Source organism: Pseudacidovorax sp., assembly GCF_017991995.1.
Taxonomy (GTDB): Bacteria; Pseudomonadota; Gammaproteobacteria; order Burkholderiales; family Burkholderiaceae_C; genus Xenophilus.
The window spans coordinates 15168-28220 of record NZ_JAGOPN010000009.1 but is presented as its reverse complement, the minus strand read 5'-3'; the positions used below and the strand labels follow the sequence as shown (position 1 = coordinate 28220).

Annotated in this window: 5 protein-coding genes; all 5 read right to left on the bottom strand. The window is 72.5% G+C overall.

Annotated elements, in window-relative coordinates; all coding sequences use genetic code 11:
* Positions 1-22: 22 nt before the first annotated feature.
* The gene (locus KBC94_RS13580) at positions 23-235 is read right to left on the bottom strand and encodes a cold-shock protein (protein ID WP_294370810.1); all 213 of its coding nucleotides are present in this window, start codon (positions 233-235) and stop codon (positions 23-25) included.
* A gap of 196 nt (positions 236-431) precedes the next feature.
* Positions 432-1778 carry a Na+/H+ antiporter NhaA gene (gene nhaA / locus KBC94_RS13575; protein ID WP_294370808.1) on the bottom strand — a complete coding sequence of 449 codons (1347 nt, stop codon included), beginning with the start codon at positions 1776-1778 and terminating at the stop codon, positions 432-434.
* A gap of 70 nt (positions 1779-1848) precedes the next feature.
* Entirely contained in the window at positions 1849-2991 is a 1143-nt protein-coding gene (locus tag KBC94_RS13570) for a PHB depolymerase family esterase (protein WP_294370806.1), read from the bottom strand.
* 53 nt (positions 2992-3044) lie between these two features.
* Complete coding sequence (locus tag KBC94_RS13565; protein ID WP_366934702.1) at positions 3045-4178, bottom strand: HAMP domain-containing sensor histidine kinase; 1134 nt, start codon at positions 4176-4178, stop codon at positions 3045-3047.
* A 62-nt stretch (positions 4179-4240) separates the two neighbouring features.
* Entirely contained in the window at positions 4241-12811 is an 8571-nt protein-coding gene (locus KBC94_RS13560; protein WP_294370803.1) for a glucoamylase family protein, read from the bottom strand.
* Between the last annotated feature and the right edge of the window lie 242 nt (positions 12812-13053).

The following is a 13053-nucleotide window of genomic DNA, read 5'->3' as shown; positions in this document are numbered from 1 at the left end:
CGGACCATCGGGCCCGGCTGTTTCAGCTCACGGCGCGAATGTTGGAGGCCTGGGGGCCCTTGGCACCCTGGACGACCTCGAACTGCACATGCTGGTTCTCGGTCAGGGTCTTGAAGCCGCCGCCCTGGATCTCACGGAAGTGGGCAAAGAGGTCCTTGCTGCCGTTGTCGGGGGCGATGAAGCCGAAGCCCTTGTCGTCGTTGAACCATTTCACGGTTCCGGTTTGTGTGGTCATGTCGATTTCCTTTCGAGGTTGCCGGGACGCAGGCGCGCACCCGGTGAAGAGACGCCAAGAAAATCAACAAGGGAGATTCGACACAGCCGAGGGACAAGCCCGTTAGACGCGGAAAAAGACCGATGCAATGAAGGCCTTGCACATATCAACGAGCCCATCGTACGCGCATCACGCCCTGCGTGCCGCTTTTCCCCACTTATCTTTTTCCGCGCGTCGGCGGCGGTGTCCGCGGCATCCACACCAGCAGCGCCAGGCCCATGGCGGCCGAGAACAGCGAGGCCAGGAAGATCCCGATCTTCGCGCTGTCCATCAAGGGTCCGACCAGGGCGAGATTGGCAATGAACAGCGCCATCGTGAAGCCGATGCCCGCCAGGAAGCTGCCGCCGGTGATCTGCCCCCAGCTCAGATCCGCAGGGCGCAGGGCCAGGCCCGAACGCAAGGCCAGCGCGCTGAAAAGAAGAATGCCGGCCGGCTTGCCGACGGCGAAACCCAGGAACACCGCCGCCGCCACAGGCTGCGCGACGCTCGTCCACGACAGTGCCAGGCCTGCATTGGCGAGGGCGAAGACCGGCATGATGCAGAAGCTGACCCACGGGTGCAGCGCCATCTCCAGCCGCTCGACCGGCGAGAGCGACTCGCGCGCGGCGATCTCCGCCACCTGCAAGGTCCTGCGGTCGCTGGTGTTGCCGCTGCCCTGCTGGCCCGCCGGATGCGCGATGACCTGCCCCAGGATGGCATAGAGCCGGCGGTCGCTCACCCAGCGCCGCGCCGGCGTCATCAACCCGAGGATCACGCCCGTGACGGTGGCGTGGAGTCCGGAGGCGTCGATGGCCAGCCAGGTGGCGCAGCCCACGATGACGTAGATCGGGATGCTGCGCAGGCCCGCGGCCGCCAGCACGCGCAGGACGCCGATGCACAGGCCTGCCAGGGCGAGCATGCGCCAGTCCATGTGGTGGCTGTAGCCCACCGCGACCACCACGATGGCGCCGATGTCGTCGACGATGGCCAGGAAGAGCATGAACACCCGCAGGCTGTGCGCGATGCGCTTGCCGAGCAATGCCAGGCAGGCGATGACGAATGCCGTGTCCGTCGCCATCACGATGCCCCAGCCGTGCTGGCCGGGCTGTGCCCACTGCAGCGCGAGGTAGAGCGCGGCAGGTGCGACCATGCCGCCCAATGCCGCGGCCACCGACAGGGCTGCCATGCGGGGGTGGCGCATCTCGCCCAGGACCGCTTCGCGCTTGAGCTCCAGCGCGACGAGGAAGAAGAACAGCGTCATCAGCCCGTCGTTGATCCAGCCCTTGAGCGAGCGGCCGAATTCCAGGTCCCCGAGCCGCAGTTCCAGCCGCGTTTCCCAGAGGCCGGAGAAGCCGGCGGCCCAGGGGGAGTTCGAAAGCAGCAGGGCGACGAGGGTGGCCACCAGCAGGACGGCGCCCCCGGCCGCCTCGATGTGCAGGAAGCGCACGAACGGCGGCGCGATCCGGTCGATCAGGGCCCGGGGAAGCCGCACGGGCGCGGCGGGGTCGGTCGGCGCATCGGTCATCGCCCCTCCTGGTGGCTGGCAACCGGGCCTGCCGCGGCAGGCGCGTGCCGGGGCGGGCCGTCAGGTGCTCTCAAAGCGCAGGGGGCCGCGCAGCCGGCAGGGCGAGGAAGAAGCGCACCATCTCCGCCGAGGCATCCGGTCCGCTGGCATCGGTGTACGAGCCGCGCGCATCGCCCCCGGACCACGCGTGGCCTGCGCCGTGGAGCGTCCAGGACTCGATGCACACCAGCCCTTGTGCGCTCGCATGGACCGTGCGGCTGTAGGGACGCCCGCCCGGCGCTTCGCCGCGGTGGGTGCTGCGGGTCGACGGCTCATGCGCCTGGCAGGCCTGCTCGACGATCCGCGCCCCGTTGCTGTGCTGGACGGTATGGTCCCGGTCGCCGTGGAAGACGATGAGCGGCACGCGCTGCACGGCATGGAGGTGCGGCTGCCCCGCCGCAGGGGCGGCGCGGGCGCCGTGACTCCCGGCGGCGTGGCGTCCGCCCTTCATCGCGGCCAGCGCAGAGGGAATGTCCTGCGCGCTGCCGTAGGGCAGGCCCGAGTGCACGCCGATGCCGGCGATCAGGTCCGGGTAGGTCTCGCCCATCACGACCGCCATCGCCGCGCCCGCGGACAACCCCGCCACGAAGATGCGGTCCGGATCCACGGCGTGCCGGGTCGCGACCTCCTGAACGATGCCGGCGATCAGTGCGGGCTCGCCGGCATCGCGCCGCTGGTCCTGCGGCTGGAACCAGTTCCAGCATCTCGACGCATTGGCCTGCGCCGACTGCTCGGGATAGACCACCAGGAAGCCGTGCGCCTGCGCCAGCCGGTTCATCCGCGTGCCCGCTGCGAAATCGTCCGCCGACTGGGTGCAGCCATGCAGCATGACGATCAGGGGGCAGGGTGCCGGCGGCCTGTGCGCGGGCACGAAGAGCTTGTAGGCGCGGGCACCGGCCGGGCTGTGGAATTCGTGCCGCTCGAACGAATCCGCGGCCCTGTCGGAATCGGTCACGCGGGCTGGCACGTCGATCACGGCATCGCGCTCGGGGGCCGCGGGCGTGGCGACGCGACCCGCACTGCCCGGATGCAGCGCGTGGCGCAGCGTGGCCCGCAGGCCCTGCATTGGCGCGGACGAGGTGTCGAGGCCCGCGCTGGCGAACGCCCGCTCGATGACGGCCGTGATCGCCTCGGCGTCGTAGCCGGGCGCCTGCGCAGGGAATGGGTTCTTCATGGGTGCTTTTCGAAGTGGAGGAACAGGGGCGATGACGGTTCGGCGCCAGGCGTTCAGGGCAAGGTGTGGCGCGGCATGGCAATGGTGAACACGCAACCGTGATCGGGCGCGTGGCGCACATCGAGGGTGCCGTCGTTCAGTTCAACGCTCCGACGGGCAATGGACAGGCCCAGGCCGATGCCGCTACGGTCGTCTCCCAACTGCGTGAAGGGTTGGAAGAGCGCCTGCATTGCGACATCCGACAAGCCCGCGCCGTTGTCCTGCACGGCGATCAGTATGCGTTCCTGCGCGGCGTTCGCCTGCAGGGTGACCACGCCCCCGTCGGCGCGCGAGAACTTGAAGGCGTTCTGCAGCAGGTTGCCCACGGCAGCCAGTATCAAATCGCGATCGGCCTCCAGCGCGAGCGTCGGGTCGGCGGCGGAGGCGCTGAACACGCAGCCCCGGCTTTGCGCCTCCATCTCGGCGGAGACCTTGATTTCAGCGATGAACTCGGCCAGAGAGAAGCGTCGCCGCTGCGGGGGCATGCCGGCAATGATCCGTACCTCCGCCAGCGATCGGTCGATCAGCTTGCCCATGCCGGACAGTGCGCGATCCAGCACGTCGGCTGTCGCCCCGTTGGTGCCCACGTTGCCCGCCTTGATCGCCCGGTGCGCCAGCCTGGCAGCAAAGAGCATGTTGCGCAGTTCGTGCGCGAAGACGCCCAACCGCTCGTTGAGTTCCTGGGCGTTCCGGTCGGCCGCCTCGAGTTCGCGGCCACGGGTGTACTCGGTCACCGCGCTGGCGATGGCGTTGTCCAGGCATCGGTTCAGGGTTCTGAACTCATCCACGCCGATGTCGGTGCCGGTTTCGCACGCCATGTCGGAGATGGCTTGGCAAAGGTCGCCGTAGTCGTGGACCACTTCCTCGATCGTGAAGCCGTGTCCCATCAGTTCCCGTCCATGATGGGCGGCGGATTCGGCGATGTCCGAGATGGCGCGACTGCTGCCGCCCGAGACGCCGGAGACCTGACGGCTGCGCTGCGTGTCGTCCGCACGCTCGGCCAGCAACGTGTGGATCAACTGGTCCAGGAATTCAGTGATCCCGTGCGCGAGTTCCTGTTCGGCCACGGGGGGGGTCGATCGCAGGGCGACCTTGTCCCGGCAGCGGGCGATCAGTGCGCCCCGGTTCGCGGTGAGGAACTGGTGCATCATTCCTGCGCCATACGCTGGGGAGGGCGCCCGCGGGGTTCCGCGCGCGGAAGAACGTTTCGTCATAGCGTGACCTCCAGTCGATGTGCGCCGGGCGCGAGCGGTATGCGCAGGGCGCCGCCGTCGCAGGCCAGCGGCACGCCGTCCAGCGACGCCGAGGCGATGCCGGCACACCGCGCGCCCGGCGCGTCGACCCGGATCGCATAGTGCGCCGCGCCGAGCACGACGCGGGCCTCGAAGCCGGGCCACTCGGCGGGAATGCACGGATCGAGGACCAGGGTGTCGCCCTCGCGCCGGATGCCCAGGATGCCTTCGATGCCGGCGCGGTGCATCCAGCCCGCGGCGCCCGTGTACCAGGTCCAGCCGCCGCGGCCGGCATGCGGCGGCACCGAGTACACGTCGGCGGCCACCACGTAGGGCTCGACCCGGTAGCGCGCCGCCTGCTCGGGGGTGCGGGCATGGTGGATGGGATTGACCAGCGCGAACAGCGCGTGGGCGTGCGTGCCGGCCTGCGGATCGGCCCGCAGCTGCGCGAGCGCCAGGATGGCCCACATGGCCGCGTGGCTGTACTGGCCGCCGTTCTCGCGCAGGCCGGGCGGATAGCCCTGGATGTAGCCGGGGTCGCGCGGGCCGCGGTCGAAGGGCGGGGTGAAGAGCAGCGCCAGGCCCGGGTCGGGCACCAGCAGCTGCGCGCGCAGCGCGTCCATCGCGGCCTGCGCGCGCGCCGGGTCGGCCGCGCCGGAGAGCACGGCCCAGGACTGGGCGATCGAGTCGATGCGGCAGGCCTCGGCATCGCGCGTGCCCAGCCAGGTGCCGTCGTCGAAGGTGGCGCGCCGGTACCAGTCGCCGTCCCACGCCTCGCGCTCAAGCGCCGCGGTCACGGCCTGCGCATGGCTGCGCCAGCGCGCGGCGCGGGCGGGATCGCGCGACTCGGCCAGCGGGGCGAACAGCGCCAGCGTGCGCACCAGCAGCCAACCCAGCCACACGCTCTGGCCCTGGCCGTGCTGGCCGACGCGGTTCATGCCGTCGTTCCAGTCGCCGGTGCCCATCAAAGGCAGGCCCAGGTCGCCGGTCAGCGCGATGCTCTGGTCCAGCGCAAGCGCGCAGTGCTCGAACAGCGTCGCCGCGGTGCCGGCGGGCATCGGCTGGAAGAAGGCGTCGTGTTCGCCCTCGCGCAGCGCGGGCCCTTCCAGGAAGGCGATGGATTCGTCCAGCACCGCCATGTCGCCCGACACCCCGAGGTAGTGGGCGCAGGCGAAGGCCAGCCAGACGCGGTCGTCCGAGATGCGCGTGCGCACGCCCTGGCCCGAATGCGGCAGCCACCAGTGCTGCACGTCGCCCTCCACGAACTGGCGGCCTGCGGCGCGCAGCAGGTGCGCGCGTGTCTCCTCGGGCCGCGCGAAGGCCAGCGCCATGCCGTCCTGCAACTGGTCGCGAAAGCCGTAGGCGCCGCTGGCCTGATAGAAGGCCGCGCGGGCGCGGATGCGGCAGGCCAGCGTCTGGTAGAGCAGCCAGCCGTTGAGCAGGATGTCCATGGCGCGGTCGGGCGTGCGCACCTGCACGGCGCCCAGCAGGCCGTCCCAATGGTCGCGCACGCGCTGCAGTTCGGCGTCCAGGTCGGCATCGCGCCAGCGGGCGGCCAGGGCCAGGCTGTCCTGCGCGCTGGCGCACTGCCCAAGAAGGGCAACCACGTCCACCGTCTCGCCGGGCTGCAGCAGCACGCGGCATTGCAGGGCGGCGCACGGGTCCAGCCCCGCGCCGACGGCGCCCGACAGCGGCGTGCGCCCGCGCAATGCGGCCGGTGCGGCCAGGCTGCCATGGCGGCCGAGGAACTCGGTGCGGTCCGCGGTCCAGGCGCTCTGCCGGCCGCCGAGGTCCGCGAAGGCGACGCGGCCGGGAAAGGCCGTGCTCCACGGGTTGCGCGCCAGCAGCACGCCGGTGCCGGCGTCGACCTCGGTCAGCAGGAAGGGCGCGCAGGCGGCGCGCGACGGGCCCAGCACCCATTCCGCATAGGCCGTGACCGACAGCTGCCGCACCTGCGCCGTGCGGTTGTGCAGCCGCAGGCGCGAGACCTTGACGGGCTCGTCCAGCGGCACGAACTGCAGCAGTTCCAGTGCGATGCCGTGCGCCTCGTGCTGGAAGGTGCTGTGGCCATGGCCGTGGCGCGCGACGTAGGTGCCGCGGTCCCGGATCGGCTGCGCCGTGGGGCTCCAGAGCTGGCCGCTGGTCTCGTCGCGCACGAAGAAGGCCTCGCCCGTGGGGTCGGTCACGGGGTCGTTGGACCAGGGCGTGAGCGGGTTCTCGCGGCTGTTGACGGCCCAGGTGCTGGCGCTGCCATCGGCCGAGACCTGGAAGCCGAAGCCCGGGTTGGCGATGACGTTGATCCACGGGGCCGGGGTGGTCCGGCCCTCGGCGAGCACGGTCACGTATTCGCGGCCGTCGCAGTCGAAGCCGCCCAGGCCGTTGAAGAACTCCAGCCCGGCCGTGTCCGGGGCCCATGCCGGCATCGGCGGCACGGTGGCGGTGGGCGCCGCTACGGCAGGTTCGGGCGCGGGGCGCACGGCGGTCGCTGCCAGGGGCGCGCGCGCGAGCTGCCGCGCGATGTCGCCCCGGCGCGCCAGCAGCACGACGCGCGCGGCCGACTGCAGCAGGGCACGCGCCGGGGTGTCCATCAGGTCGGCGCGCAGCGTGTGGACCGTGCCCCGCCCCGGCGCCTCGCCATCCAGGCGGGGGCGCGACTGGCTGCGCCGCACGGCCGTCTCGATGGCCATCTGGAGGTCCTGCACATAGGACGAGGCGCGTTCGTTGACGATCACCAGGTCGACGCTGAGCCCCTTCATGCGCCAGTACTCGTGGGCGCGCAGCAGCTGGCGCACCACGGCGATGTCCTCGATGTCGTCGATGCGCAGCAGCACGATCGGCAGGTCGCCCGAGACGGCATGCCGCCACAGCCCCGATTGCGGGCCGGCGCCGCGCGCCATCGCTTCGGCCGAGGTGCGGAAGCGGGCGTCTGCATAGAGGATCGGCGCCGCCAGCCGCTGGAAGTCCGCGGCTTCATCGGCCTCGATGCCGATATGGCGCAACTGCACCTGCGCCTGCGTCCAGGCCAGCGTGCGGGCGCGGCCGAAGGCGCTGCGGTCGTGGTGCTGGTCCAGCAGGTCGAGCAACGCCTCGCGCGAGGCGGCCACCAGGGTCCAGAAGGCCAGGCGCGCGGTGCCCCCGGGCGCGATGCGCACGCGGTGCCGCACCGCGAAGACCGGGTCCAGCACCGTGCCGGTGGTGCCGGACAGCGCGACGCCGTCCCGCATGGCCTGCGGCGCGGCGGCCGAGCGTCCCCGGCCCAGGAAGCGCGCGCGGTCGGATTCGTACTGCACCGGCGCCGTGGCCGTGCCTTCCACCACGGCGAAATGCGCGGCCCAGACGGGCGGCTCGTCCGGCGTGCGCGGGCGGCGCGTGGCCACCAGTGCGCCGAACTCGGGCAGGTAGTCGGTCTGCACGAACATCTTGGCGAAGGCCGGGTGGGCGTCGTCGGCCGCAGGCGGCGCCAGCACCACCTCGGCGTAGGAGGTGAGTTCGACCTCCCGCGCCTTGCGGCCGGTGTTGACCACCGTCACGCGGCGCACCTCGCCGTCCGCCTCGGCCGACACCAGCACCTCCATCACGGTCGTCAGGCTGCCGTCGTGCCGCGTGAAGGCGGCATGGTCCTCGGCGAAGACCACCTCATGGCTGTCGGCGGGCGCGCCCCCGGGTTGCGCCGCGGCGGACCAGATGCGGCCGCTGTCCATGTCGCGCAGATAGACGTAGGCGCCCCAGTCGTCGCGGGTGGGGTCTTCGCGCCAGCGGGTCACGGCCAGGTCGCGCCATCGGCTGTAGCCCGTGCCGGCGGCCGTCAGCATGACGGCGTAGCGCCCGTTGGACAGCAGGTGCGTGGCCGGCGCAGTGGCCGCGCCCGGGTCCATGCGCCGCACCGCGTGCAGGTCGGCCTGCGTCCCGGCGCCACCGGCGTGCACTTCCTCGGCGCGCGGCTGCGCCACGGCGACGAGGCGGGGCATGCGCTCCTGCAGCAGGAGCTCGCAGGCCTGGATCATCGGCTCGCGATGGAAGCGCTCGCGCATGCGCCCGCCCTGCAGCGTATTGGCGATGGCCACCAGCGTCATGCCCTGGTGGTGCGCCATGTAGTTGCGCACGATGGCGACCGGCGAGCCCCCCGGCAGCCGCGCGCGCGTGAAGTCCAGTGCCTCGTAGAAGCCATGGCGCCCGAGCGCACCCAGGCGCTGCAGGTGCGCGAAGTTGCGCTGCGCAAGCCCGGCATCGACCATCGTGGCCAGGCCGGTGGCATAGGGCGCGACGACCAGGTCGTCGGCCAGGCCGCGCTTGAGGCCCAGGCCCGGCACGCCGAAGTTGGAGTACTGGTAGGTGAACTCCAGGTCGCGGGCGTTGTAGGCCGACTCGGAGATGCCCCAGGGCACGCCTCGGAGCCGGCCGTAGGCCACCTGATGCTGCACGATCAGCCGGTTGGTCTGCTCGAGCAGGCTGCCGGCCGGTGCGCGCATCACCAGCGAGGGCATCAGGTACTCGAACATCGAACCCGACCACGACACCAGGGCCGAGCCCCGGCCGACCGGGATGGCGGTGCGGCCCAGCCGGAACCAGTGGCGCGTGGGCGCGTCGCCCTTCGCGATGGCGAACAGGCTGGCCAGGCGGGCCTCGGAGGCCAGCAGGTCGTAGCAGTTGTCGTCGAGCGCGTTCTCCACCGCGGCATAGCCGATGGACAGCAGCTTGCGCTCGGGGTCGAGCAGGAAGGCGAAGTCCATCCCCAGCGCCAGGGCGCGCGCCTGCTGCGCCAGCGACCGCCACCGGGCATCCAGGCCCTGCGGCCCGGCCGCAGACGAGGCGAGGTCGCGCGCCTGCTGCGCAATGCGCTGGCGCAGCGCGCCGGTCCAGAACAGCGCATCGTCCTGCGCGTCCGGCTCGCCCTGCGCCGCGGGCACCAGGGCGCGGGCCGCCTCCTCGGCCTTGTCGGCCAGGCGCTGAAGCACGGGCAGCGACAGGCCGGCGGCGTCCCGCAGCCCCGCTTCGATGTCGTCGAGCAGGATGCGCAACCGCACGCCCTGCGGCCCCTGGGCCGCCGGGGCGGCGAGCGCCGATTCGCGGGCGAGCGCGAGCGCATCGCCCGCGCCCTGCGTCCAGTCGGACGGCGGCGTGGCGCCCAGCCATTCCTCGCAGGCGTTGGCCAGCGCGATCAGATGGCCCGCCAGGTTGCCGCTGTCCACCGACGACACGTAGGCCGGCGCCAGCACCTGCGCCGTGCGGGTGTCGTACCAGTTGTAGAAATGGCCGCGGAAGCGCTCGAGTGTCTGCAGGCTGGAGAAGGTCGCTTCCAGCCGCTCGCAGGTCTGCAGGGCGCCGGCCCAGCCGAAGTCGCGCGCCGCCACGGTCGACAGCAGGTACAGACCCATGTTGGTGGGCGAGGTGCGGTGCGCGACCACCGGCTTCGGGTCTTCCTGGAAGTTGTCCGGCGGCAGCATGTGCTCGGCCGGGGTCACGAAGGTCTCGAAGAAGCGCCAGGTGCGGCGCGCCGTGCGGCGCAGGGCCAGGGCGTCGGCGGCGCCCGCAGCGCCGGGCGGCGACAAGGGCGGGCGGCGGCTGGCGCGCCAGGCCAGGGCCGGCGCCGCGAACCAGAGCGCCGCCAGGCCCGCCGCCATCGGCCAGGCGGCAGGTGCGAACAGGCCGACGCCCACGGCCAGCACCCCGGCCAGCAGCAGGCCGCCGGCCATCTGGCCATAGAAGCCCGCCACGCCCGGCCGCGGGCGGGCGCTGGCCTGGGCGGCGGTCGTCCATTCCAGCAGATGGCGGTGGGTGCCGTAGAGCCGGGTCAGGGTGCGCACGATGGCGTCGAGCGCGCGCCAGGCCTGGTCGGCCAGCAGGGCCAGGGCCCAGCCGGCCTGCAGCAGGCCCATCCGCAGGTCGCCGGCCAGTCCGCGCAGGTGGCTGCCCAGTCCGATGCCCGGGCGCGGCGGGCGCAGCCCGGCCAGGCTCGGCAGGAAGGCCGGTACGGCCAGGGCCAGTGTCAGCAGTGCCATGCCGTGCAGCGACTGCGGCCAGGGCAGTGCGGCGCACAGGGCCAGCACCAGCCAGCCGGCCGGCGCCAGCAGCGAGCGCCGCAGGTTGTCGATCATCTTCCAGCGGCCCACCGGGGGCACCGGTGCGCCCGCGTGGCGCCGCCCGAGCACCCAGGGCAGCAGTTGCCAGTCGCCACGCGTCCACCGGTGCTGGCGCCGCGCCGCGACGTCGTGGCGGGCCGGAAAGTCCTCGACCACCTCGATGTCCGAAGCCAGGCCGGCCCGCGCGAACACGCCCTCGAACAGGTCATGGCTGAGCATCGCGTTCTCGGGAATGCGTCCGGCCAGGGCAGCCTCGAAGGCATCGACGTCGTAGATGCCCTTGCCGGTGTAGGAGCCTTCGCCGAACAGGTCCTGGTAGATGTCGGAGACGGCGGCGGCGTACGGGTCCATCCCGCCGGGGCCGGACGACAGCCGCTGGTAGAGCGAACCCTCGCGGCCCAGTGGCAGGGCCGGCGTCACGCGCGGCTGCAGGATGGCGTGGCCCCCCACCACGCGCTGTTCGGCGTCGCTCCAGCGCACGCGGTTCAGGGGATGGGCCATCTTGCCGATCAGGCGCAGCGCCGCGTCGCGCGGCAGCCGGGTGTCGGCATCCAGCGTGATGACGTAGCGCACGCCGGCCAGGAGGTCGGGGTGCAGCGCGGGGTCGGCAGCGCCGCCGTCCAGCGCCATGAAGCTGGTGTCGGTGGCGCCGCGCAGCAGCCGGTTGAGCTCGTGCAGCTTGCCGCGCTTGCGCTCCCAGCCCATCCAGCGGTTCTCGCTGGCGTTGAAGCGCCGCCGGCGGTGCAGCAGGTGGAAGCGCGGGCCGCCCGGCGCCGGGCCGTGCCGCCGGTTCAGGGCGGCGATGGCCTCCTGCGCCACGCTGATCAGGTGGGCGTCGCCGTCCTGCACCTCGGTGTCCGCATCCAGCCCGTCCGACAGCAGCGCGAAGCACAGCTCGCCCCCCGCCCCGGCGAGATGGTGCACTTCGAGCCGCTCGATGTGCTCGCGCAGTTCCGCCTCGCTGGTCAGCAGCGTGGGCATGACGACCAGTGTGCGCAGGTGGGCCGGCACGCCGTCGGCCAGGGCCAGGGCCGGAAGCACCGCGGCGCGCGTGCGGGCGGTGATGGCGCGCTGCACGAGGGCCGTCGCGAGTTCGGTGGCCGGCAGGAAGGCGGCCAGGGCGAGCGCCGCCAGCAGCGCGGGCGAGATCGCCGCCAGCGCGCCCGCGCCCAGCAGGGCCCAGCCCGCCGCGCCCAGCAGCAGCACCGCCAGCGCCAGGATGGCTGCCGCATAGCCGCCGATGCCCAGGCGCACGCCGAAGCGGTCCAGGCGCAGGCCCAGCGGGGGCCGGAAGCCGATGGCCCGCTCCAGTGCGTCGCGCCCCTCGCCGATGAGGGCGTGGCCGGGGTCGGTGACCGGCGCCGGCCCGTCCAGCGGCGACGGGTCCGCCTGCGCGGCCGAGAGCGCCACGGCCTGCCCGGCGATCTCCAGTTCGGACAGCGGTGAGCCGCGGGCCAGTTGCTCGATGGCCGTGCGATAGCGGTTGCGCGTGGGGAAGTCCATCTGCGCGAAGGCGCTGCCCTCGCGCAGCCGCGCGTCCACCTGGCTGTTGCTCTCGAACAGGTCCGCCCAGTCGATGTCCGACATCAGGCGCATGCTGGTGATGATGTTGCGCACCGACACGTTGGAGGCGCCCTGGCGCTGCTGCGCATGCAGGATGGCCAGGTCGGCATCGGCGCCCTGGCGGCGCAGGCGCTCGTCCAGCCACTGCAGTGCGGGCGTTGTGCGCGGGTCCTGGTCGCGCAGGCGCTTGGCCAGCTGTGCGGCGAACAGCTCGGAGATCGGGCCGTCCGGCCGCGACTCGATGTCCCGCTGCAAGGCGGTGTAGGCGCCGCCGGGCGCCAGCAGCCGGTCGGCGAGCGCCTGCGCATCGGCGCGCGCGGCGCGCCCCGCGATCATCTGGTCGGCCAGCCTGCGCAGGTTCTCCACCAGCACGATGCGCAGCGTGATCGCCACGGCCCAGAGTTCGCCGATGTCCAGCGGCTGCACTTCCTGGTAGGCCGCGATGAAGCGACGCAGCACGACCGGATCGAAGTGGCTGTCGGTGTGGGCGACGAAGGCCCATGCCAGCCCGAAGACGCGCGGATAGCCCGCCAGGGGGCCTTCGGCCAGCTTGGGCAGTTGGCGGTAGTAGCCGGGGGGCAGGTCGGTGCGGATCTCGCGCATCTGGGCCTCCACCACGTGGTAGTTGTCCAGCAGCCACTCGGCGGCCGGCACCACGCCGCGGCCCGCTGCCACTTCCGCGGCACCCGAACGGTAGGCTCGCAGCAGTTCGCCGGCGTTGTCGCGCAGCCGGGCATGCAGGGACGGCACCCGGGGTGGCCGGTGGCTGACCTGCTGGGCGATGGCGAGGCTGCGTGCGTGCTGCTCCAGCCGTTCGATGCCGAACAGCTCCTCGCGCACGGGCGCGGTATCGGCCCAGGGACCGGCGGCCCGGGGCCGCAAGGCGGACTGAAGGACTGGATGCATGCGCGCCTTTCAGTGCACCGCGAGCAGGAGGGGCCCGCGAGCGACCCGCCGGGAGGGAGATGGGCAAGAAGGCCCCTGCCGGCCGGGCGAGGTGCACGGCGCCGGTCGGGACGTCCTGGGAATCCGCGACGGTGTCGCGGGGTTCCTTGGCCCGCTGCAGGAAGCAGGCCTCAGTCAGCGGCAGGGGGCGGTCGAAGCGCCCCGACAGTCAGCCCCCTGCGTGGGGGCAGGGCTCGCGCATG